Below are 19289 nucleotides of genomic sequence, written 5' to 3'. Positions count from 1 at the left end.
AAATGGCTGAAATCAACTCAGGGGTACGCAATTGTATCCCTGACAAGATTTCCGTTGAGCCAAATCAAATCCGATCCTAGCGTTCCGCCATTTAGCAGGGTTTGGTTCGACAATGACACCTGAGATCTTTCTGACACTACTCGTTTTCGCCTTCGTTACCTCAATCACACCCGGTCCAAACAATTTCATGCTTCTAGCATCGGGGGTCAATTTCGGCTTTAAACGTACCATTCCGCATATGTTTGGTATTGGCAGCGGGTTCTTCACATTGTTACTCGGCGTCGGCCTGGGGCTAGGTGCGCTGATCCAGTCGTTCCCGCTCGCCTATACGATCCTCAAGTTCGCTGGCGGAGGCTATCTGATTTACCTTGCTTACAAAATCGCGACGTCGCGTTCGCTGAATACTGTCGATGGCAAGGCCCGTCCCATGACATTCCTGGAAGCTGCCGCATTTCAATGGATCAATCCGAAGGCGTGGGTCATGGCTGTCACGGCCATGGCAACCTACACCTCCTCCGAGGCGTACTTCGCGACCGTTTTGACCGTTGGCATAGCCTTTGCGCTCGTCAATATACCTTCAGTTTCGAGTTGGGCCGCCTTTGGTCAGATGATGCGCGGGTGGCTGGCCGATCCGGTGCGGCTGAAATGGTTCAATATCACCATGGCCATCCTGCTGGTCGCCAGCCTGTGGCCTATGCTGAAGTGAGCTTGCGTGCGCAATGAGAGACGCATAAGATTTTCCCATGCCACACGATCACGATGACCACCATCACGATAATGAACTTGATCCCATGGCCGCGCGCGTGCGGGCGCTGGAGACCATTCTAACTGAAAAAGGTCTTATCGACCCGCAGGCGATTGATGCGATCGTCGAGACCTATGAGACAAAGGTCGGGCCGCGCAACGGAGCCAGGGTTGTCGCGAAAGCCTGGACTGATCCCGAATATGCCGAATGGTTGAAGCGCGATGCGACAGCGGCGATTGCGTCGCTTAGCATTACCGGGCGACAGGGCGAGCACATGCAGGCGGTGTTCAATACAGCGGACACGCACAATCTTGTCGTCTGCACGCTTTGCTCCTGTTATCCATGGTCGGTGCTTGGCCTGCCTCCTGTCTGGTACAAATCGCCACCTTACCGGTCAAGGGCGGTCATTGATCCTCGGGGCGTATTGGCCGAATTTGATCTCATGCTTCCCGAGACGACCAAAATCCGCGTATGGGATTCCACCGCAGAATTGCGCTATCTCGTTGTGCCGCTGCGGCCAGAGGGAACAGATGGTTTGAACGAAGAACAGCTTGCTGATCTCGTCACACGCGACGCCATGATCGGAACTGGCCTGGCGCGCGCACCGGAGGCCTCATGAACGGCCCGCAGGATCTTGGCGGGCAGATGGGGTTCGGTTCCGTCGCGCTGGAAAAGGACGAGCCGCTGTTTCATGCGAGCTGGGAAAAACGGGCGCTTGGCCTCACAATTGCCGCTGGCGCGATGGGACACTGGAATATTGATGAAAGCCGCCACGCACGGGAAAGTCTTCACCCTGCGGATTATTACTCCTCTACCTATTACGAAATCTGGATCAAGGCCTTGGAGGTTCTGCTCAAGGGGCATGGGTTCGTTTCAGCGCTAGAGCTGGAAGAAGGTCATTCGATCGGCAAAGGAACAGAGCCCAAGCGTACTTTGACAGCGGAGAATGTAGCTGCTGTTCTTGCCAAGGGTGGCCCTTGTGATCGACCCGTTGCAATGGAGCCGCGCTTCAAGGCTGGCGATGGTGTGCGAACGCACAATTTTAATCCGGAGACGCATACGCGCTTGCCGCGTTATGCGCGCGGCAGGACCGGCCGCGTCGAGGCGGTCCGGGATGGGTTTGTTTTTCCGGATACCAACGCCCATGGCAAGGGCGAGAACCCGCAATACGTTTATACCGTTGTCTTTGATGCCGACGAAATCTGGGGTGATGGAGCAGACCCGAAATTGACTGTCAGTATCGATGCCTGGGAGAGTTATCTTGAGCCTGCGTGAGCTGATTACTCATTCGCGGGGATTGCCAGCAAGCGCCGATGCACCTGTCTTTGCCGAACCTTGGCAGGCAGAAGCCTTTGCAATGGTTGTTGCGCTGCATGACCGAGGATTGTTTGGCTGGGATGAATGGGCGAATGCTTTGTCCGCACAGTTGAAGCGCCCCGATGCTTTGGAGGATGCAAGCGATTATTATCAATGCTGGCTCGCAGCATTGGAATCGCTTATCGAGGTGAAGAATATTGCGGGCAAGCATGACGTCGATCAGCTAACCGCCGCTTGGCAGCGTGCCGCCCATGCGACGCCGCACGGTCAACCAATCAAACTTGAAAATGATCCGGACCAGTCTTGAAATGCCAAAATCACTGAGAAATCGCCGGACGGCAACACTCCGTCTTCTACTTTTGGGACTAACATTTCTGGTAAGTCCTGTTATGGCGCAAGAAGATGCCTGGCCAACGCCCAGTGAAGACGAATTGCGCAAGGTAATTACCGGAGCTACCCTCACGGGCGAGGTTAAAGCTGAGCCTTCCTTCAATTTCACCGAATTTCTTGGCCCTGATGGCAAGTCGCGTGGCAAGATGATCGAGTGCTGTAGGCCGGAAAAGGTTGCCACGAATGGCATGCCCTACGCGGGTGACTGGGCGCTCGAGAAAGATAGCCTCTGTCTTACCTACGAAGGGGAGGAAAAGAAGATTTGCTGGCGGCTGCAGATCAAGGGCGACCGCTTTCGCATGGTGGACCAGCAATTTGGCCGAGTAGGCGAGGGACAGATACGGCCGGGAAACCCTGATAATCTATAGTATTGGGCGCGACGTGCCCATTTTCCTTGCCCTTTGACGGCGAATCCTGTCACTCAGGACCATGCAATTATCACCGCAACAGGATGAAGCGCTCCGAGCCGTTTCAAAATGGCTGAAAGACGGGCGAAGCCCGATTTTCCGGCTATTCGGCTATGCCGGTACCGGTAAGACGACGCTTGCACGCTATTTCGCCGAGCATATCGAGGGAGAAGTCCAGTTCGCAGCTTTCACCGGAAAGGCAGCGCAGGTCCTTCGTTCCAAGGGCGCGACGAATGCTCGCACACTGCATTCACTGATCTACCGGCCACGCGGCGAAGAGGCCGTTGAGGACGAGACGACAGGCAAGACCAGTATTTCTCCGACATTCTCGCTTAACCGTCAGAGTCCGGTGGCGAAGGCAAAACTTATCGTTGTCGACGAATGCTCCATGGTGGATGAGCAACTGGGCCGCGACCTCATGAGCTTCGGTACGCCCATTCTCGTGCTGGGTGATCCAGGGCAGTTGCCACCGATTTCAGGTGGTGGCTTTTTCACCGAGCACGAGCCCGATTTCCTCCTGAGCGAGATCCATCGCCAGGCGCGCGACAATCCGATTATCCGTCTGGCGCTCGACGTTCGCGAAGGTCGCGAATTCAATTATGGCGATTTCGGCGCGGCCAAGGTCATCTCCAAGACCGATGTTACGCAGGATCTGGTGCTGGGCGCCGACCAGGTGCTCGTTGGCACCAACCGTACGCGCCGGCGCTACAATCAGCGACTGCGCGAACTAAAGGGGTTTTCGGCATCCTTTCCGCAGGCCGGTGACAAGCTGGTTTGCCTGCGCAACGATCCGGCCAAGGGCTTGCTCAATGGCTCGCTCTGGAAGGTCATGACCTCCTCTCGGGAAACGGTCAAACCAGGTATCAATCTTCTTGTTGCACCGGAAGACGAAGAGCCGGGCAGGGGCGTTGCCAAGATCAAGCTCCTGAAGGCGCAGTTCGAGGACCCTGACGCGGAAATTCCATGGCAGACCAAGAAACGATTCGACGATTTCGACTATGGCTATGCGCTGACAACGCATAAGGCGCAGGGTTCGCAATGGGACGAGGTTGTACTCTTCGACGAGAGCTATGCATTTCGTGATACGCGCGAACGGTGGCTCTACACGGCAATTACCCGCGCCGCTGAACGTTTGACGGTGGTGCGATAGGGCAGGCTTTCAGGCAAATTTAACGGAGATTCAAAAGACTTCGCTCGTTTCAACTTGCTTTTTGGGTTTCAATTGCAGGCGAAGAGGAGCCTGCCTGTGATCGATGCCGCAGATAAAGTGGAATGGGGTTTGCCATACACCTTTGACTATCAAGGGCAATCCGTCCGCTTTGGTATGGTCGGTAATGGTGCGCCACTGGTATTTGTGCATGGGACGCCATTTTCCTCCGTCGTATGGCGCAAAATCGCGCCGCATTTCATACAGAAACGACGAGTGTATTTCTTCGACTTGCTCGGCTACGGCCAGTCTGAGATGCGAGACGGACAGGGCGTTTCGCTTGGTGTCCAGAACGATCTGTTTGCAGCGTTGCTCAGCCATTGGCAAATCCAGAACCCTGATGTGGTTGCCCATGATTTCGGCGGTGCAACTGCATTGCGGACTCATCTGATTAATGGTGCGGATTTCACCTCGCTGACATTGATAGATCCCGTTGCGATTGCGCCCTGGGGATCACCCTTCGTGAAGCATGTGCACCAATTTGAAGACGCGTTTGGCGGACTTCCTCCCTACATCCATGAGGCCATTCTTGTGGCCTATATCAAAGGTGCTGCACATCAGCCATTATCTGAGGAAAGTCTCGATCTCTACTGCGCACCTTGGCGCGGTGAAACCGGGCAGAAAGCTTTCTATCGGCAAATTGCCCAGATGGATCAATGCTTTACCGATGAGATTGCCGACAGCATTCCCGCTGTTCGCTGTCCCGTCTTAATCCTTTGGGGCGAGGCAGATCAATGGATACCGATTGAGCGCGGACGCAGGCTCGCTTCGCTCATCCCTAGGGCGCAATTTTACGCGGTGCCGCGCGCGGGGCATCTCGTTCAGGACGATGCCCCCGAGGAAGTCGTTGCCAAGTTAAAGGATTTTCTGGTCTGAACTCGCTCGATTCAATTGCAAAGTGCGGTCCATATTACGGGGCCCGAGTTTCAGGATATTTCGATTTTTGGATATGGAAGAAATAACCATGTTTAATGTCGTATATCTGCTGTAAAAGACATGAAGTAGCTCTCTGCCGGATACATCAATTATGACTGCCTCACTCTCCGTTAATCTCAATGCAATCGCGATGTTGCGCAATCGGCGCGATCTGCCTTGGCCGAATATTATTGGCCTGGGGCGTATCGCGCTGGCCGCGGGAGCATCCGGACTGACGGTGCATCCACGTCCAGACCAGAGACATATCCGCTTCTCCGATCTACCGGCAATCCGAGCCTTGATCGATGACGAGTTTCCTCAAGCCGAATTCAATATTGAGGGCTACCCGACGGCAGAATTCCTGGACCTCGTTGCACGCAATGAGCCGGAACAGGTCACGCTCGTTCCTGATGATCCGACGCAGGTAACATCGGATCATGGCTGGGATCTGGTACAACACGCTGGGTACCTGGCGCCGATCATCGCTGACCTGAAACACCGGGCTGTGCGGGTTTCATTATTCATTGATCCGGATCCCGAGGCGCCCGTCGCGGCCAAGGCGCTTGGCGCCGACCGGATCGAGCTTTATACTGGACCCTATGGCGGCGCGCATGACGATCCGCGCCGCGAGGCCGAGGAACTGGCAAAGCTGGAAATGACGGCTGCGGCAGCGTTAAAGGCGGGAGTTGCGGTCAATGCCGGGCACGACCTGACAGTCGCCAATCTTCCTGCATTGGTCAAGAAAGTGCCAAATCTGGTTGAGGTGTCGATCGGGCATGGTCTTACGGCGGACGCATTGGTGCACGGAATGTCTGGAGCTGTGGAAAGATTTCTCGATGCACTCAAAGCATAGCCCTTTGATTCGGGCGCAGGATTTGCGTTGTCATGCGTTTTTGCATATCGTGAGCAACGAGCTATGAAAAAATGGCGATTGATATTGCGATGCAACACGACTAACTCGTCCGCCCACGCTGTCAGAGCGAGGGAAAACCTGTATGAGTGACCAGCAATTGGCGGACGAGAACTTTTATAAAGATCCCGTCGCCCACGAACCGGAACTGCATCACAAAGAAGCCTTTCCGGTGCTTGTGCTAGGTGCACTCGGCGTCGTCTATGGCGACATCGGCACAAGCCCGATCTACGCTTTTCGCGAGGCCCTTCATGCTGCGTCCCTAGATGGCAGCTTGAGCCGCACCGACGTGCTCGGGGTCGTGTCAATGATCTTCTGGGTACTTACGGTCATTGTAACGATCAAGTATGTTTTATTTGTTCTGCGCGCCGACAATGATGGCGAGGGCGGCATTCTTTCTCTGATGGCCTTGGCGCGGGCGAGCTTCAAGACTCGCCCGCAACTTATTCTGGCGCTCGGTATTGTAGGCGCATCGCTCTTTTACGGCGATGCTGTGATTACTCCTGCGATTTCTGTCCTCTCTGCTGTTGAGGGTCTTGAGATCGTGACTCCGACACTTGTGCCGTTCATCGTTCCCATAACCCTGGTCATCCTGCTGACACTGTTTTCAGTGCAGAGGTTCGGTACTGCGCGCGTTGCAACCATCTTCGGGCCGATAACACTGCTGTGGTTCGTGGCCATCGGCTTCTTTGGTCTGTGGCACCTAGCCGACGATCTGAGCGTTTTTGCCGCCGCCAATCCAGTTTATGCTTTTGAATATATAATCGACAATCCGGTCACTGCTTTCCCCACGATCGGTACGGTATTCTTGGCTGTTACCGGCGCCGAGGCGCTCTATGCGGATCTCGGCCATTTCGGGCGCAAACCCATTGCGACGGCCTGGATGTGGGTCGTATTTCCCTGTCTGTTGCTGAACTATTTCGGACAGGGTGCCTTTATTCTGGCGAATGGCGATGCCGCCAAGAATCCATTCTTCGAGATGTTCCCGCATTGGGCGCTTTTGCCAATGGTCTTGCTTGCTACAGCAGCGACGGTTATCGCGAGCCAGGCCGTTATTTCCGGCGCTTATTCGCTGTCGCGGCAGGCTGTACAGCTCAATCTTCTGCCTCGCCTTAATATTGAGCATACGTCGGAAAAGCAGTCGGGCCAGGTCTACCTGCCCCGCATCAATGTGCTTCTCGGGCTTCTCGTCATCTTGCTGGTGCTGGGATTTGAACGTTCGTCCAATCTTGCCTCGGCTTACGGTATTGCTGTTACTGGCAATATGCTCGTGACAACGACGTTGCTGTTCATCGTGATGAGTCGGATCTGGAAGTGGCGCCTGTGGGTAGCGGTCTCGTTGACGGTCTGCTTCCTGATTATCGATCTGACCTTCGTCAGCGCTAACCTGATCAAGGTCGTTGACGGTGGCTGGGCCTCACTGGTGGTGGCGTTCCTGGTCGTTCTGGTGATGTTTACGTGGGTCCGCGGCAGCCGTCAGCTCTTCGAGAAAACCCGGAAGGGTGAGGTCCCGCTTGATCTCATCTCGAGGAAAATGGCGGAAAGCCCACCGACCCTTGTGCCTGGAACCGCTGTATTCCTGACGGGAGATCCCAAGAGTACGCCAACGGCTCTCATGCACAGTCTCAAACATTACAAGGTCTTGCATCAGAACAACGTGATCCTGACCGTTATAACGGCCCCTACGCCGCTGGTGAAAAAGAGCGACCGCGTGCGCATCGAACCGATCAACGATCTGTTTATGCGCGTGACGCTGACCTTCGGTTATATGGAGCGCCCCAATATTCCCCGGACGCTGGCAATCTGCCGCAAGCAGGGCTGGAAGTTCGATATCATGACGACTTCTTTCTTCCTGTCGCGACGGTCTTTAAAGGCATCGGCGCGGTCTGAAATGCCCCGTTGGCAGGACCGTTTGTTCATCGCCCTGGCGCGTACGGCCAGCGATGCGACGGAATATTTCCAGATTCCTACGGGACGGGTCGTCGAGATCGGAACGCAGGTCAACATTTAGTCAAGGGGGACGAGATCTACCCGGCACACCAAGAAATCAATCAGCGATTGAGATTCTTGTGCGGGAATCGCGCTTTCTTGTTCCATTTTCAGGTAAACTCGTGCGGATTTTAGACAAGTTCGTCCGAAAACTATCCGGAATGAGCGTCAAAATATTTATGTTTCCAGCTTGTCAAAGACCTTCCAGCATACTAAAACGCTGCCGTAACGTACGGTACGGTACGGCGAGGAGAGAGCGTGCAGCCTGCAGTTGAAGTCAGCGATAGTGCATTGACCGAGCGTCAGAAGGACGTTCTCGATGCGGCTCTTGCGCTGCTGGTCGAAGCGGGTGATACGCTGACGATGACGAGCGTCGCGCGCCGGGCGAGCTGTTCCAAGGAGAGCCTTTATAAGTGGTTCGGTGATCGTGACGGGCTTCTGACAGCAACGGTCCAATGGCAGGCCTCCAAGGTGAGGGGGGTGCCGGTGGATCCAGAGGCGTTCGGCCTGACGTCCCTGACGACTGGCCTCGAACGATTTGCCTCGGACTGGCTGCGCGTCCTGTCGGGCAGCATTTCCGTAGCGCTCAATCGAGTGGCGGTTGGCCATGCCGGAAGTGACAAGCACGACCTCGGTGCAATTGTCCTTGAGAACGGCCCATTTGCCATGGCGCGGCGTTTGAAGCCATTGCTTCAGCTCGGACGTGATACTGGCCTGCTGAATTTTCGCGAGACTGACGAGGCGTTCCGGACTTTCTTCGGACTTGTTGTCCGCGATGTGCAAATCCGGTTGCTGCTCGGCGACCGGTTCGAATTGACTGAGGCGGCGATTGACCGGGATTCCCGGAGAGCGACACAGCAGTTTCTGGCTCTATATGGAGCCAGGTCGTAAACCCATGAATATGATCGAAATGGCGCCTGCAACGGCAAGAAGATGCGAGGTTGTCGCAAAGGCTCGAAAATGGATAAACATTTCCATCGCCTCTCTCCTCTATCCGAACGAAAAGCACCATACCATTTCTGCCCTATCCATGAGTTTACGACCTACCACGAAAGCGGCCGAGGACGGCCATTAAACCTAAACGGGAAGGAATAGATCAATGCGCGTATATTACGACCGCGATGCGGACATCAACCTGATCAAGTCGAAGAAGGTCGCCATCATCGGCTACGGTTCGCAGGGCCGCGCCCATGCGCTCAACCTCAAGGATTCCGGTGCCAAAGACGTGCGTATTGCGCTTCGTCCAGGCTCCGCAACTGCCAAGAAGGCAGAAGCTGATGGCTTCCAGGTCGTCAGCGTTGCCGAGGCAGCCAAGTGGGCCGACCTGATGATGATGGCAACGCCGGACGAACTCCAGGCCGACATCTACAAGGATCACATTGCCGACAATATCCGCGATGGTGCTGCGATTGCTTTCGCGCACGGCCTCAATGTGCATTTCGGCTTGATCGAGCCGAAGAAGTCCGTTGACGTGGTCATGATCGCACCGAAAGGCCCGGGCCATACGGTTCGCGGCGAGTATCAGAAGGGCGGCGGCGTTCCTTGCCTCATCGCCATCCACCAGGATGCTTCCGGCAATGCGCATGACCTCGCGCTGTCCTATGCCTGCGGTGTTGGCGGCGGCCGTTCCGGCGTCATCGAAACCAATTTCCGTGAAGAGTGCGAAACCGATCTTTTCGGCGAGCAGGTTGTTCTGTGCGGCGGTCTGGTCGAGTTGATCCGTGCCGGTTTCGAAACGCTGGTTGAAGCTGGCTATGCGCCGGAAATGGCCTATTTCGAATGCCTGCATGAAGTGAAGCTGATCGTCGACCTGATCTATGAAGGCGGTATCGCCAACATGAACTACTCGATCTCCAACACGGCCGAGTGGGGCGAATATGTTTCCGGCCCGCGGATCATCACCGCCGAGACCAAGGCGGAAATGAAGCGCGTCCTCAAGGACATCCAAACCGGCAAGTTCACCTCCGACTGGATGCAGGAATACAAGGCAGGCGCTTCGCGCTTCAAGGGTATCCGCCGCATGAATGACTCGCACCAGATCGAGGAAGTCGGCGAGAAGCTGCGCGGCATGATGCCGTGGATCGGCAAGAACAAGCTCGTCGACAAGGCGAAAAACTAAGACTCCGTTCAAGCTTAATGGAGAAGGCCGGTGGAGTGCTCCACCGGCCTTCTTGTTGCGGTAAGAATATTCGCTGCCAATTCGGCCATGATCACAAATCGCAAGTCCGGCGAGGGCCATTGAACGGCTGGTAGGTGTTGTCGAAGGTACGGTAGGATTGGTACCGGGCACGGCAACGCTCCGTCTGCGTTGGCCCGGATGGTCCGACGGGGCGGTGGACGCGGAAATCATAGCAACGGGCCGAGCCGGTGCAATCGGGGGAGGCAGGATTGGCTGGAGAGTCGTTACCGAGGATGAGCGGCTTTCGTGGAACCACGTCGAGGCCACGGGGGGCCGGGCGATATGTCTGGATTTCCTGGGCGGACGCTGTGGCAAGCTGGGAGGCCAGCATGAGGCCGAGCGCTGCAAGCAAGATTTTCAGAGCTTTCATTATCGTCCCGCCAACTTTTGTCATCGATATCATATAGGAGCTTGTTGCGGCGATCGCCACTGGTGGCGTTCGACTAATAGAGTTAGGTTCCACAGAACAGGAACGATGTTCTTGGCAGAATTGTTTCAACCTCGAGTATTGCATGTCCGTTCGCATCGCTACTTTCAATGTCGAAAATCTGATGAACAGGTTCGATTTTTCGGGCTTTAAGAACAATCTCAACAAGGACCGGGCGTTGCAGCTCTTCCAGATCCAGGACGAGGCGCAATATCGGCAGCTGGAGCAGGCACGGATGATCGCCCATGCGGATGATACGCGCCAGCTCACGGCCCTGGCCATTGCCGAGACGCACGCAGATATCCTGTGTCTACAAGAAGTAGATAACATTGGGGCGCTCAATGCCTTTGAGTTCGGCTACCTGTTCAAGATGGTCGGGGAGGGCTACCGCCATAAATACATTGTGGAAGGCAATGACAGTCGTGGAATCGATGTGGCCGTGCTTATGCGGGATCAGACCCGCTATGGCGCACCGATCGATTTCGTCGGAATGACCAGCCACGCCCATGTCACTTATAGTGATTTTGGTGTCTACAGTCCCGAACTCGCGCTGCTCGGCATCGAGCCGCATGAACGGCTCTTCAAGCGCGATTGCCTCGAGATCGATGTGCGGATTGGCGACAAGCCGCTGACATTGTTTGTTTGCCATTTCAAATCGATGGGTCCCCCGCGCAATGGTCTGGACGGGCGGGGCTCGACAATGCCTGTGCGGATCGCCGAGGCGAAGGCAGTTCGCCGTATCATCGAAGATAAATTTGCCCACGGCGGCGGTTCGTCCGATAAACGCTGGGTCATTTGCGGCGATTTCAATGATTATCGCGAGAAAGTCGTGATAGGCGGCGATTCCCTCGCCGGATATACCTTCGTCCCCGTCAGCGAACCGGTAAGTAGCGTCGACATCCTGCTAGAAGGCGGGTTCTGCGAAAATTTGGTAGAGCGCCGGCCTGTCATGGATCGCTGGACGCTCTACCATACGCGCGGGCCGGAGGAGCGGCATCTGTGTCAGCTCGACTATATTCTGGCATCACCGGCATTGGCGCGGAGCAATGCTGACGCCGTGCCCGATATTATCCGCCGCGGCCAGCCATACCGCACCATCTTTCCGGAAGGTCAGAAAGTGGAACTCTTCCCGCGGACTGGCTGGGATCGACCCAAGGCAAGCGACCATTGTCCGGTCGCCGTTACACTCAACATGGTTTGATAGATGCTCAATGTTCCTGAAAGAATGGTCATTCCAATCAACAACGCAGTTGTGCGCATCGACAGCGCACCCCTGGGCTACGAAATGGAGCACCGCCAAGACATCACCGCCAATTGGGCAAGTGCGACGTGCGCCAATCCGGCCCTGTTCAATGGCCCGTTCTTCATGGCGGAACGGGCGGGCGTGACGAAAGAAACATTCGAGGCAAGATATCATCGCACGCGCTTTGCGACGATGATGCATTGGAAGGCCAATATGACCAACGACAAGCCGTGGCATATTTACGGCGTCGGCGTTATCGTTTCCAATGATAACAGACTGATCGCTGGACGGATGGCCCCTTCGACCTCGGCCGCCGGCCGTGTCTATTTTCCTGCAGGGTCGTTTGACGAGGACGATGTGGTGGACGAACGCATCGACGTTGACGGTAACATGCTGCGTGAAGTCGAAGAGGAAACCGGCATACGACTTTCGGACGCCAGACGCCGTGACGAGTGCATTCATCTCGTTATGGCCAATCGAAATATAGCCCTGTTCCGGCGTCATTATTTCGATGTCAACGCGGATGAGTTGCTCGAGCGTATCCGGGTGCATATTGCCTCTCAGGACGATTCCGAACTCGACGATATTACGGCGATTTCGGCGGCGGGCGAAATGGGCGAGGCGACGCCGCTAACATTTCGTACCTTTGCTGACTGGCATTTCGCGCACCCCTGAATGTTACCGTCACAAGGTTTGACTTGAACGGGCGACGCCTTGGTCTATTTTCTCCAAACGCCAAATGGGGGAGTAATACAGATGGGTGGCCGCAACTATGAGATCTATGACGTCTTCACCGATAAGGTGCTGACCGGAAATCCATTGGCCATCGTGCACGATGCCGAAGGTCTGGATGACCTGGCCATGCAGCGCATTGCCAGGGAGTTCAACCTGTCGGAGACTGTCTTTGTCCTGCCTGCGAAAAATCCGGCGCACACGGCCTGGGCACGCATCTTCACACCAGACTACGAGATGCCGTTTGCCGGGCATCCAACGGTTGGAACCGCGGTTGCGCTGGCCCAACGCCGCTTCGACATTGTCAAAGATACGCAAGATGCCCTGATCATTCTGGAAGAGCAGGTCGGACCTGTTCGTTGTGGTGTGAAGCTTGGCGCAGAAGGTGCCTTTGCAGAATTCGACCTTCCACGGCTGCCGAAATCGATACCCTACAAATACGACAAGATCGCCATCGCCAATGCCTTGCGGCTTGAACCGCGGGAGATTTGTTTCGAGAACCATGTTCCAAGCATCTGGGATGCTGGTGTGCCCTTTCTACTGGTGCCGGTTCACGGCCTCGAGGCGGCTGGCCGCATCAGAATCAACCAGACTGCGATGAAGGATGTGGCACCGACAATCGGTCATCGCCAGTTGCCAGTCTACGCTTATTGCCGCGAATCGATCCTGCATGACAGCCATTTTCATGCGCGCATGTTCGTCAGCGACGATGGTACATATGAAGATCCGGCAACTGGGTCAGCGACCGCGGCGTTCGCCGGAGCCATCCATGCCTTTGATGAGCCGCTTGACGGCGTGCTGCGGCTCGTTATCGAGCAGGGCCACGAGATGGGGCGCCCGTCGCGGTTGCATCTGGAACTCGATATTGTTGATCAGAAATTGACCGGCGGCCGGATTGGCGGCTCTGCAGTCAAAATCGCAGAAGGGCAACTTTTTGTCTGAGGCTCAACTTTGTGTTGCCATTGTGCGCAGCCGTCATAAAGTTTTCAAGAAGGGCTGGACAGGCAAGATTTGCCCCGTTATAGAGCCCTCACTTTCGGTCGTCAAAGCGGCTGACGGGCACATAGCTCAGTTGGTAGAGCAGCTGACTCTTAATCAGCGGGTCGTAGGTTCGATCCCTACTGTGCCCACCATTCTTTTGAAAAAAGGGCCGCATGGCCCTTTTTTCATGCATGCAAGGCAGGCGCCTGCCTACGCAAATCGCTAGAGGAGAGTTTCCATGAGCATTCGTCGCATTGAAGTTGGCCCGCGCATGAGCCAGGCCGTTATCCATGGCAATACGGTTTATCTCGCCGGTCAGGTTGGCGGTCCGGGCAAGAGCGTCACCGAGCAGACCAAGGATGTTCTGGCTGTTGTCGATCGCCTGCTGAAGGAAGCCGGCACCGACAAATCCAAGCTGTTGCAGGCTATCATCTGGCTCGACGACATGAAGGATTTCGGCGAGATGAACGCTGTTTGGGACGCCTGGGTCGCTCCGGCCAACACGCCTGCACGCGCAACGGGCGAAGCCAAGCTTGCGACGCCAGAATACAAGGTCGAGATCATCATCACTGCGGCGATCTGATTCTTCCTGCACAGGGGCCCAGATCTGCCTGCTGTGCATTTAACACGAAATACACCAGGCAGGTGTTGGAAATACCTGGCATCACTATAAAAAGCCCGAGTAAATTGTTTGGGCGCACTGGATTTTTGGCGCGGAAATGAATAAAGTCCGCGCTTCTCCGGATTGCCGTAGTGGCAATTCTTCAAACGCTTGTCTGATTGTGGTCGATTGTGATTCTGCAAGACGAGGCAAGCATGGGTAAGGAAAACGATTGCAAGTTCTCGTCCGTGATAACAATGTTGAACAGGCCCTGCGGGTCCTGAAAAAGAAGATGCAGCGGGAGGGTCTCTTCCGCGAAATGAAGGCGCGCCAGGCATTCGAAAAGCCGTCCGAGCGCCGTGTCCGTGAAAAAGCTGAGGCCGTGAGCCGTGCCCGCAAAGCTGCCCGCAAACAGGCACAGCGCGAAGGCCTTTTGCCTGGTCCGAAGAAAAAGGAACGTGCGCCTCGTCCAAACGGCAATGGCGGCGATTTCAACCGATAATGCGTGACCGGCCCGCCCGGTCATTTGTAAACGCGACAGAACCCGCGCGGCCTTTGCTGTAGCGGGTTTCGTTTTTAGAGACCTCTTGATAATCGCACCCTGATGGCCATCTGATGCGGTTTTCTGCGCTTCCGGTTCTCATGGACTAAACGTCCGCTGCGCTGCTCCGGTTGTCGAAAACCACACCAGCTGAATCATCAGGCTGAATTCTCAAAGCGTCGTCCTTCATTCTTCAGCCAGAACAGGATTTGGCCGGTTTCCAAAAAGTGCCTTCTTGTGCAGTGCGGCAGAGCCTTTCTATTCATAGGAGACAATATTCAATTCCCTATGGAGATACGCAATGGCACTCAGGCTCAATATCATCATCGCCAGCACGAGACCTGGACGCGGCGGGCCCGCGGTCGCAAAATGGTTCAATGAATTTGCCAAGCAGGACGGCCGTTTTGAACCGGTTCTGATCGACCTCGCCGATCGCAATCTTCCGATCTTCGATGAACCGAACCATCCGCGCATGAAAAAATATGAACACGCTCATACCAGGAAATGGAGCGAGATCGTCGATTCGGGCGACGCCTATGTCTTCGTCACGCCGGAATATGACTTTTTCGCCCCGCCGTCGCTGACCAATGCGATGATCTATCTGTGGCAGGAGTGGAACTACAAGCCTGCCGGCTTTGTCAGCTATGGCGGCGTTTCAGGCGGGTTGCGCTCGGTCGAATCAGTCAAGGGATTGATGGCCGGATTGCGCATGGTTCCGATCCCCGAAGGCGTTCCGGTGCCAGCCTATCAGCAGTTCATCAATGATGAAGGCATCTTTCAGCCGAATGATCTGATCACGACCAGCGCGACGACAATGCTGGCCGAACTCACCAAATGGGCCACCGCTTTGAAACAGCTTCGCGCATAGCCGGGCATTGACCCGCTTGACAAAAAAGCCGCGAGCGGGTCAGTTAAGGCCATTCACCAGGGGGGTCCCGACAAGGGGCTGAGATACTGCTGGCTTTTGCAGCGCAGTGACCCGTTGAACCTGATCCAGTTCATACTGGCGTAGGGACGGTGCAAAAGTCTTCGCGTTTCGTGTCTCGGCACAAGGTTTGTATTTCAGACTCGCGAACTCCTTTCATCTTTCCGGCACAGAACTGGGTTTCCACGCAGAAAAGCAAAGGAACCTGATGATGACCGCAATTACCCCAACTGTTTCGGCTCCGACCGTTTCGACCGGCCCGCTGCCGGCATCGATCAAAGTATATAAAACCGGGCGCCTTCATCCCGATATCCGCGTACCCATGCGCGAAATCGCGGTTCACCCGACCGCGGGTGAGCCCAATGTCACGGTTTATGATTCCTCTGGCCGATACACTGATCCGTCCGTTGCAATCGATATTGCCAAGGGTCTGCCGCGAATCCGCGAGTCGTGGCTTGCTGCGCAGGGTGACACCCAAGCCTATGCGGGCCGTCATGTCATCCCGGCGGACAATGGCTTTGCTACGGGTGAGCGGCTGACACCGGAATTTCCCATCCGCAATCGACCTCGGAAGGCTCTGGATGGCAAGGCTGTCACTCAGCTCGCCTATGCGCGCGCCGGCATCATCACGCCGGAAATGGAATATGTGGCCATTCGCGAAAATCTCGGCCGTGAGGCGGCCAGAACGGCAGCTGTGCGCGATGGCGAGTCATTTGGCGCTTCCGTTCCAGATTATGTGACGCCGGAATTCGTTCGCGAGGAGATTGCCCGGGGCAGGGCGATCCTTCCAGCCAATATCAATCATCCGGAACTAGAGCCGATGATCATCGGCCGTAATTTTCTGGTCAAGATCAACGCCAATATCGGCAATTCCGCCGTCACGTCTTCCATGGCGCAGGAGGTGGAAAAGATGGTGTGGGCGACGCGCTGGGGCGCGGACACCGTGATGGATCTCTCCACCGGGCGCAACATCCATAATATTCGCGAATGGATCATCCGCAATTCGCCTGTGCCGATCGGCACTGTGCCGCTGTATCAGGCGCTGGAAAAGGTCGGCGGCATTGCTGAGGACCTTACATGGGAGATTTATCGCGATACGCTGATCGAGCAGGCCGAGCAGGGTGTGGACTATTTCACGATACACGCAGGCGTACGATTGCACTATATCCCGCTGACGGTCGACCGCGTGACGGGGATCGTGTCGCGCGGCGGTTCGATCATGGCCAAGTGGTGTCTGCATCATCATCGCGAGAGCTTCCTCTACGAGCATTTCGAGGAAATTTGCGATATCTGCCGTGCCTATGATGTGAGCTTCTCCCTGGGTGACGGTCTTCGTCCGGGTTCGATCGCCGACGCCAATGACGCGGCACAATTTGCCGAGCTGGAAACGCTCGGCGAGCTCACGCAGATAGCTTGGGCCAAGGACTGCCAGGTCATGATCGAGGGGCCGGGTCACGTGCCGATGCACAAGATCAAGGAGAATATGGACAAGCAGCTCGCCGTTTGCGGCGAGGCGCCTTTCTACACGCTTGGACCGCTCACCACCGATATCGCGCCGGGCTATGATCACATCACGTCCGGTATCGGCGCTGCGATGATCGGCTGGTTCGGCACGGCGATGCTCTGCTATGTGACGCCGAAGGAGCATCTTGGCCTGCCCAACCGCGATGACGTGAAAGTCGGCGTGATCACCTACAAGATCGCAGCGCATGCGGCGGACCTCGCCAAGGGGCATCCGACGGCGAAGGTTCGCGATGATGCCTTGTCGCGGGCACGCTTCGAGTTCCGTTGGGAGGACCAGTTCAACCTTTCGCTCGATCCGGAAACGGCACGGCTCTATCACGACGAGACCCTGCCGAAGGAAGCACACAAGGTGGCGCATTTCTGCTCCATGTGCGGACCGAAATTCTGCTCGATGCGCATCTCCCATGACATCCGTGCCGAGGCGCAGAAGGAGGGCATGGCGGCCATGGCGGAGAAATTCCGCGAAGGCGGTGATCTCTATGTGCCGTTGAACAACGGGGCGTAAACGCGATGGACATTCTGGTAAAGGGGGCCGGCGTTGCTGGTCTTTCCGTTGCCCATGAACTCATGTCACGCGGGGCGCGCGTGACGGTTCTTGACCCTCGACTGGGCGAGCGAGCAGCTGCTTCCTGGTATGCAGGCGGTATGCTCGCTCCCTTTTGCGAGCGGGAAAGTGCTGAACAGCCCGTTCTTGATCTCGGGCGGCGTGCGGCGGATTGGTGGGACGCCGCATTGCCTGGCACAGTTTTTCGTAACGGGACACTGGTTTTGGCTCCGTCACGCGACACCAAGGAGCTGGAACGGTTCGGATCGCGGACGTCAGGTTTTGAGCTGGTTGAGGTTGAGGTGATTGCCGGGCTCGAGCCTGATCTGGCAGGGCGTTTTCGCAAGGGCCTGTTCTTCAGTAAAGAGGCGCATCTCGACCCGCGCCGCGCACTGATCGGTCTGGCGGCAAAGCTGGCGTCTGCTGGTGTCTCATTGGAGACCGATTTGTCACGGTCAGCGACGGCGAGTTTTGACTGGATCATCGAGTGCACCGGCTATTCTACCACGGATGAAGGTATCCGCGGTGTACGCGGCGAAATGCTGATCTTGCGTTCGTCGGAGGTGTCCTTGTCCAGACCAGTCCGGCTCCTTCATCCACGCTTTCCCGTCTATGTCGTGCCTCGTGAGGATCACACATTCATGGTGGGCGCAACCATGATCGAAAGCGATTCTGGCGGGCCGATCACGGTCCGTTCGATGATGGAACTCTTGAACGCCGCCTATAGTCTGCATCCGGCCTTTGGTGAGTCAGAGATTGTCGAAACCGGGGCGGGGATACGACCTGCCTATCCGGACAACCTGCCGCGCGTCGCCGCCGAAGGAAACACAATCAGCATCAACGGGCTCTATCGGCACGGGTTCTTGCTTGCGCCTGCGATGGCCATGCAAGCCACCGATATGATCTTCGAGAGAAGGAGCGAAATGCCATGAAGTTGATCGTCAATGGAGAACCGCACGATGTTTCGGCGCAATCCCTCGACGCTTTGCTCGGGGAACTGGAGTTCGAGGGCGAGTGGCTGGCGACAGCACTGAATGGCGAGCTGGTGCGGTCATCGGAACGTCTAGGGTGTCGCCTGAACGAGGGGGACCGGGTCGAGATTCTCACGCCACGACAGGGAGGCTAAGCGATGCTGAAACTCTATGATACCGAACTTTCCTCGCGGCTTTTGCTGGGGACAGCGCAATATCCTTCACCTTCTATCCTGATGGACGCGATTGCGGCATCCGGCACGGAAATCGTAACGGTGTCGCTGCGGCGGGAGATGGCAGGTGGCAAATCCGGCGACAGGTTCTGGTCGCTTATCAGGTCACTTGCAACACATGTGCTACCGAACACAGCTGGGTGTCATACGGTCAAGGAAGCTGTGCTCACGGCACAGATGGCGCGGGACGTCTTCGCAACCGACTGGATCAAGCTCGAAGTCATCGGTAATCACGACACGCTGCAGCCTGACGTTTTTTCGCTCGTCGAGGCGGCGCGTATCCTTGTCGACGACGGGTTCAAGGTGTTTCCCTATACGACCGATGATCTTGTCGTTGCCGAGCGACTGCTGGATGCCGGATGCGAGGTGCTGATGCCATGGTGCGCGCCGATCGGTTCAGCGCGTGGCCCGCTCAATTTGCATGCCCTGAGGTCTTTGCGGGGCCATTTCCCGGAAATTCCGCTGATCGTCGATGCAGGTCTCGGGCGTCCGTCGCATGCTGCAACTG

At 56.2% G+C, this 19289-nt stretch carries 22 protein-coding genes, 1 tRNA gene and 1 riboswitch; of the genes, 22 read left to right on the top strand and 1 reads right to left on the bottom strand.

The window, feature by feature from the left end; translation table 11 throughout:
- Positions 1 to 112 precede the first annotated feature (112 nt).
- The 11 genes from AAAC48_RS05195 to ilvC all read left to right on the top strand — a co-directional run bounded on the left by AAAC48_RS05195 (position 113) and on the right by ilvC (position 9999).
- A complete protein-coding gene (locus tag AAAC48_RS05195; protein WP_340653153.1) occupies positions 113 to 706 on the top strand; it encodes a LysE family translocator in 594 nt (197 codons plus the stop codon).
- Between the two features lie 37 nt (positions 707 to 743).
- Entirely contained in the window at positions 744 to 1364 is a 621-nt protein-coding gene (nthA, locus tag AAAC48_RS05190; RefSeq protein WP_340653152.1) for a nitrile hydratase subunit alpha, read from the top strand.
- Positions 1361 to 2020: a nitrile hydratase subunit beta gene (nthB, locus tag AAAC48_RS05185; RefSeq protein WP_340653151.1), complete on the top strand. Its 660-nt coding sequence runs from the start codon at positions 1361 to 1363 to the stop codon at positions 2018 to 2020. Before nthA ends, nthB begins: the two co-directional genes overlap by 4 nt.
- Positions 1989 to 2369 (top strand): nitrile hydratase accessory protein, encoded by a 381-nt coding sequence (locus AAAC48_RS05180; protein WP_340653150.1) that lies wholly within the window; start codon positions 1989 to 1991, stop codon positions 2367 to 2369. The genes nthB and AAAC48_RS05180 overlap by 32 nt, the downstream gene beginning before the upstream one ends.
- 82 nt (positions 2370 to 2451) lie before the next feature.
- A complete protein-coding gene (locus AAAC48_RS05175; protein WP_340653149.1) occupies positions 2452 to 2820 on the top strand; it encodes a hypothetical protein in 369 nt (122 codons plus the stop codon).
- A gap of 61 nt (positions 2821 to 2881) precedes the next feature.
- Positions 2882 to 4009: an ATP-dependent RecD-like DNA helicase gene (locus AAAC48_RS05170; protein WP_340653148.1), complete on the top strand. Its 1128-nt coding sequence runs from the start codon at positions 2882 to 2884 to the stop codon at positions 4007 to 4009.
- Between the two features lie 96 nt (positions 4010 to 4105).
- Positions 4106 to 4942 (top strand): alpha/beta hydrolase, encoded by an 837-nt coding sequence (locus AAAC48_RS05165; protein ID WP_340653147.1) that lies wholly within the window; start codon positions 4106 to 4108, stop codon positions 4940 to 4942.
- Positions 4943 to 5093: 151 nt separating this feature from the next.
- On the top strand, positions 5094 to 5834 hold the full coding sequence (locus AAAC48_RS05160; protein WP_340653146.1) for a pyridoxine 5'-phosphate synthase: 741 nt from the start codon (positions 5094 to 5096) through the stop codon (positions 5832 to 5834).
- Positions 5835 to 5976: 142 nt separating this feature from the next.
- Positions 5977 to 7902 carry a potassium transporter Kup gene (locus AAAC48_RS05155; protein ID WP_340653145.1) on the top strand — a complete coding sequence of 642 codons (1926 nt, stop codon included), beginning with the start codon at positions 5977 to 5979 and terminating at the stop codon, positions 7900 to 7902.
- 236 nt (positions 7903 to 8138) lie between these two features.
- Positions 8139 to 8771 (top strand): TetR/AcrR family transcriptional regulator C-terminal domain-containing protein, encoded by a 633-nt coding sequence (locus AAAC48_RS05150; protein WP_340653144.1) that lies wholly within the window; start codon positions 8139 to 8141, stop codon positions 8769 to 8771.
- A gap of 208 nt (positions 8772 to 8979) precedes the next feature.
- Positions 8980 to 9999: a ketol-acid reductoisomerase gene (ilvC, locus tag AAAC48_RS05145; protein ID WP_340653143.1), complete on the top strand. Its 1020-nt coding sequence runs from the start codon at positions 8980 to 8982 to the stop codon at positions 9997 to 9999.
- 91 nt (positions 10000 to 10090) lie between these two features.
- On the opposite strand, the gene AAAC48_RS05140 is transcribed toward ilvC, so the two are convergent.
- The gene (locus tag AAAC48_RS05140) at positions 10091 to 10429 is read right to left on the bottom strand and encodes a BA14K family protein (protein WP_340653142.1); all 339 of its coding nucleotides are present in this window, start codon (positions 10427 to 10429) and stop codon (positions 10091 to 10093) included.
- A 142-nt stretch (positions 10430 to 10571) separates the two neighbouring features.
- On the opposite strand from AAAC48_RS05140, the gene AAAC48_RS05135 reads away from it, so the two are divergent.
- The 11 genes from AAAC48_RS05135 to AAAC48_RS05085 all read left to right on the top strand — a co-directional run.
- Entirely contained in the window at positions 10572 to 11687 is a 1116-nt protein-coding gene (locus AAAC48_RS05135) for an endonuclease/exonuclease/phosphatase family protein (protein WP_340653141.1), read from the top strand.
- Between the two features lie 3 nt (positions 11688 to 11690).
- Positions 11691 to 12404: an NUDIX hydrolase gene (locus AAAC48_RS05130; protein WP_340653140.1), complete on the top strand. Its 714-nt coding sequence runs from the start codon at positions 11691 to 11693 to the stop codon at positions 12402 to 12404.
- Positions 12405 to 12485: 81 nt separating this feature from the next.
- The gene (locus AAAC48_RS05125; RefSeq protein WP_340653139.1) at positions 12486 to 13403 is read left to right on the top strand and encodes a PhzF family phenazine biosynthesis protein; all 918 of its coding nucleotides are present in this window, start codon (positions 12486 to 12488) and stop codon (positions 13401 to 13403) included.
- Positions 13404 to 13518: 115 nt separating this feature from the next.
- A tRNA-Lys gene (locus AAAC48_RS05120) sits at positions 13519 to 13594 on the top strand.
- A gap of 86 nt (positions 13595 to 13680) precedes the next feature.
- Positions 13681 to 14025: a RidA family protein gene (locus tag AAAC48_RS05115; protein ID WP_340653138.1), complete on the top strand. Its 345-nt coding sequence runs from the start codon at positions 13681 to 13683 to the stop codon at positions 14023 to 14025.
- A gap of 250 nt (positions 14026 to 14275) precedes the next feature.
- Positions 14276 to 14545: a 30S ribosomal protein S21 gene (gene rpsU, locus AAAC48_RS05110; RefSeq protein ID WP_340653137.1), complete on the top strand. Its 270-nt coding sequence runs from the start codon at positions 14276 to 14278 to the stop codon at positions 14543 to 14545.
- Positions 14546 to 14885: 340 nt separating this feature from the next.
- Positions 14886 to 15452, top strand: a complete 567-nt coding sequence (locus AAAC48_RS05105) for an NAD(P)H-dependent oxidoreductase (protein WP_340653136.1) — start codon at positions 14886 to 14888, stop codon at positions 15450 to 15452.
- Positions 15453 to 15500: 48 nt separating this feature from the next.
- Positions 15501 to 15617: riboswitch (TPP riboswitch) on the top strand.
- 103 nt (positions 15618 to 15720) lie between these two features.
- Complete coding sequence (thiC, locus tag AAAC48_RS05100) at positions 15721 to 17538, top strand: phosphomethylpyrimidine synthase ThiC (RefSeq protein ID WP_340653174.1); 1818 nt, start codon at positions 15721 to 15723, stop codon at positions 17536 to 17538.
- Positions 17539 to 17543: 5 nt separating this feature from the next.
- Positions 17544 to 18509, top strand: a complete 966-nt coding sequence (gene thiO / locus AAAC48_RS05095) for a glycine oxidase ThiO (protein WP_340653135.1) — start codon at positions 17544 to 17546, stop codon at positions 18507 to 18509.
- Entirely contained in the window at positions 18506 to 18703 is a 198-nt protein-coding gene (gene thiS, locus AAAC48_RS05090) for a sulfur carrier protein ThiS (RefSeq protein ID WP_340653134.1), read from the top strand. The genes thiO and thiS overlap by 4 nt, the downstream gene beginning before the upstream one ends.
- Before the next feature lie 3 nt (positions 18704 to 18706).
- Positions 18707 to 19289: thiazole synthase (locus AAAC48_RS05085; protein ID WP_340653133.1), on the top strand; the 583-nt coding region annotated here is incomplete at its 3' end.

Origin of the sequence: Phyllobacterium sp., from assembly GCF_037994405.1 — a bacterium.
Lineage (GTDB): Bacteria > Pseudomonadota > Alphaproteobacteria > Rhizobiales > Rhizobiaceae > Phyllobacterium.
The sequence above is the reverse complement of the archived record's forward strand: the minus strand, read 5'-3'. Positions and strand labels throughout refer to the sequence as shown.

Coding starts and splice junctions, on each gene's coding strand:
- AAAC48_RS05160 (WP_340653146.1), top strand. CDS start 5,094: ATGACTGCCTCACTCTCCGTTAATCTCAATGCAATCGCGATGTTGCGC.
- thiS (WP_340653134.1), top strand. CDS start 18,506: ATGAAGTTGATCGTCAATGGAGAACCGCACGATGTTTCGGCGCAATCC.
- AAAC48_RS05105 (WP_340653136.1), top strand. CDS start 14,886: ATGGCACTCAGGCTCAATATCATCATCGCCAGCACGAGACCTGGACGC.
- AAAC48_RS05115 (WP_340653138.1), top strand. CDS start 13,681: ATGAGCATTCGTCGCATTGAAGTTGGCCCGCGCATGAGCCAGGCCGTT.
- AAAC48_RS05175 (WP_340653149.1), top strand. CDS start 2,452: ATGGCGCAAGAAGATGCCTGGCCAACGCCCAGTGAAGACGAATTGCGC.
- AAAC48_RS05180 (WP_340653150.1), top strand. CDS start 1,989: ATGCCTGGGAGAGTTATCTTGAGCCTGCGTGAGCTGATTACTCATTCG.
- AAAC48_RS05195 (WP_340653153.1), top strand. CDS start 113: ATGACACCTGAGATCTTTCTGACACTACTCGTTTTCGCCTTCGTTACC.
- nthB (WP_340653151.1), top strand. CDS start 1,361: ATGAACGGCCCGCAGGATCTTGGCGGGCAGATGGGGTTCGGTTCCGTC.
- AAAC48_RS05130 (WP_340653140.1), top strand. CDS start 11,691: ATGCTCAATGTTCCTGAAAGAATGGTCATTCCAATCAACAACGCAGTT.
- thiC (WP_340653174.1), top strand. CDS start 15,721: ATGACCGCAATTACCCCAACTGTTTCGGCTCCGACCGTTTCGACCGGC.
- AAAC48_RS05140 (WP_340653142.1), bottom strand. CDS start 10,429: ATGAAAGCTCTGAAAATCTTGCTTGCAGCGCTCGGCCTCATGCTGGCC.
- ilvC (WP_340653143.1), top strand. CDS start 8,980: ATGCGCGTATATTACGACCGCGATGCGGACATCAACCTGATCAAGTCG.
- thiO (WP_340653135.1), top strand. CDS start 17,544: ATGGACATTCTGGTAAAGGGGGCCGGCGTTGCTGGTCTTTCCGTTGCC.
- nthA (WP_340653152.1), top strand. CDS start 744: ATGCCACACGATCACGATGACCACCATCACGATAATGAACTTGATCCC.
- AAAC48_RS05170 (WP_340653148.1), top strand. CDS start 2,882: ATGCAATTATCACCGCAACAGGATGAAGCGCTCCGAGCCGTTTCAAAA.
- AAAC48_RS05155 (WP_340653145.1), top strand. CDS start 5,977: ATGAGTGACCAGCAATTGGCGGACGAGAACTTTTATAAAGATCCCGTC.
- AAAC48_RS05125 (WP_340653139.1), top strand. CDS start 12,486: ATGGGTGGCCGCAACTATGAGATCTATGACGTCTTCACCGATAAGGTG.
- AAAC48_RS05135 (WP_340653141.1), top strand. CDS start 10,572: ATGTCCGTTCGCATCGCTACTTTCAATGTCGAAAATCTGATGAACAGG.